Below are 2,300 nucleotides of genomic sequence, written 5' to 3'. Positions count from 1 at the left end.
CCGCCACCGACGGCGCGGCCGACGCCCCCTCGGTCCCCGCCGGGGCCGCGGCATCGGCCGCCCCCGCCGCCGCGCCGCCCTCCCCGCCACCCCAGGGGCTCCGACATCCGGCGGCCGTCCCCAGCAGGGACATTCCGGCCGTAACCAGCAGCAATCTGCGCGAAGTAATCTGACGATCTGACAGCATTCTGGATGCTTCCCCCGGTCGCCCCCGCCGCTCCCCGACGGCAACTCCGACGGCCCCCATCACCACTCCGACGGCCCAGGGCGTGTCTGACGATTCCCGCCGTCCACTCCACATCCGAAGATCTTCCACGGATCTTCCCCGACCGGACGCTCCACCTCCCGTCCGGACCGCTACGCTGTGCCTTCCCCAGTGTGATGATCTGCCATCAGAGGACGTGGCCATGACGACAAGTCAGGACTCCCCCCGCCAGGGCCCGCAGGACGACGACGCCACCGAGCTCAGCCAGTGGGAACGCTTCGGTGTCGACACCACCGCCCCGCACTCTGCGCGCGTGTACGACTACTGGCTGGGCGGGAAGACCAACTTCCCGCCGGACCGCGCCATGGGGCAGGCCATCGAGCAGGCCGTACCGAGCGTCAAGGCGATGGCCAAGGCCAACCGGGCGTTCCAGGGCCGGGCCGTGCGCCACCTCGCCCAGGAGCACGGCATCCGCCAGTTCCTCGACCTCGGCACCGGCATCCCGACCTCGCCGAACACCCACGAGATCGCCGAGGCGGTCAGCCCCGGCACCCGGGTGGTCTACGTCGACAACGACCCGATCGTGCTCGCCCACGCCCGCGCCCTGATGGTCTCCAGCCCGGCCAGCCGCACCACCTACATCCACGCCGACCTGCGCAAGCCCGAGGAGCTGTTCGCCGACCCGGCGCTCACCGCCACCCTCGACCTCACCCAGCCCGTCGGCCTGCTGATGATCGCCGTACTGATGCTGATCGCCGACGAGGACGACCCCTGGGGCCGGGTCGCCGCACTGCGCGACGCCCTGCCCGCCGGCAGCTGCATCGCCCTGACCACCCCCACCCCGGACTTCGACCCCGAGGCCGTCGGCAAGGTCGCCGAGGCCGCCCGGGCCGGCGGGATGACCCTGGTACCACGCGGCTACGACGACGTCGTCCGCTTCTTCGACGGCTGGGACCTGGTCGAGCCGGGCGTCGCCCCGGTCCTGGCCTGGCGCCCCGACGGCGAGCCCCCGGCCGACCCGAAGGCCGCCTACTACTGGGGCGGCGTCGCCATCAAGCGCTGACCAAACACCGACGACCGGGTGGGACGGCCAAAACCCGTCCCACCCCTCACTCGCCTCACTCCCCTCACTCTCCCCCTCCCCATCCCCCTCCCCCTCACTTCTCCTCCCCCTCACTTCAACAGCCGCGACAACCGCCGGTCCGCCAACGGCTTGCCCCCGGTCTGGCAGGTAGGGCAGTACTGGAACGAGGAGTCCGCGAAGGACACCTCCCGAATGGTGTCCCCGCACACCGGGCACGGCTCGCCGGTCCGGCCGTGCACCCGCAGCCCGAGCTTCTTCTCCGCCTTCAGCTCCCCCGCCGCCAGCCCCCGCGAGCGCTCCACCGCCTCCCGCAGCGTGCCCCCGAGCGCCTCGTACAGCCGGGCCACCTCGTCCTCGGTCAGACTCGCGGCCAGCTTGTACGGCGACATCCGGGCCGCGTGCAACACCTCGTCCGAGTAGGCGTTGCCCACCCCCGCCAACACCCCCTGGTCCCGCAGCACCCCCTTGAGCCGACGCCGCTCGCCCCGCAGCAACGCCGCGAAGTCCGCCAGCCCGAAGCCCGGGTCCAGCGGATCCGGCCCGAGCCTGGCCACCCCCGGCACCTCGGCCGGCTCCCGCACCACGTACACCGCCAGCCCCTTCTTCGACCCGGCCTCGGTGAGGTCGAACCCGTCCCCCGCCTCCCCCGCCAACCGCACCCGCAACGCCAGCGGATTGCGCGGAGAAGGCCGCGGCGGCTCAGCGGGCAGACCGTCCTTCCACCGCAACCAGCCCGCCCGCGCCAGGTGGACCACCAGGTGCAGCCCCTCCGCCTCGACGTCCAGGAACTTGCCCCGCCTGGTCACCGCCCCGACCGTCCGCCCCTCCAACGCCGTCACCGGCGGGTCGTACGTCTTCAACGCACTGATCGCCACCGGCTGCACCCGAGCGATCACCCGCCCGGTCAACCGCTCGGACAGGAAAGCACTCAACGCCTCGACCTCAGGCAGCTCCGGCATGCCCCCAGTCTCCCCCGACCCCCCACCCCCCGCCTGCGCTCCCACCCAGCGG

General features: G+C 72.7%; 2 protein-coding genes. One reads left to right on the top strand and one right to left on the bottom strand.

What is annotated here, in order from left to right:
* The first annotated feature begins 407 nt into the window (after positions 1 to 407).
* The gene (locus AE652_RS39795) at positions 408 to 1,268 is read left to right on the top strand and encodes an SAM-dependent methyltransferase (protein WP_074005195.1); all 861 of its coding nucleotides are present in this window, start codon (positions 408 to 410) and stop codon (positions 1,266 to 1,268) included.
* Between the two features lie 110 nt (positions 1,269 to 1,378).
* On the opposite strand, the gene AE652_RS39790 is transcribed toward AE652_RS39795, so the two are convergent.
* A complete protein-coding gene (locus AE652_RS39790; protein WP_049660526.1) occupies positions 1,379 to 2,248 on the bottom strand; it encodes an Fpg/Nei family DNA glycosylase in 870 nt (289 codons plus the stop codon).
* Positions 2,249 to 2,300: the final 52 nt, after the last annotated feature.

Source organism: Kitasatospora sp. MY 5-36 (assembly GCF_001182915.1).
Lineage (GTDB): Bacteria > Actinomycetota > Actinomycetes > Streptomycetales > Streptomycetaceae > Kitasatospora.
This window is presented reverse-complemented; position numbering and strand designations above follow the sequence as displayed.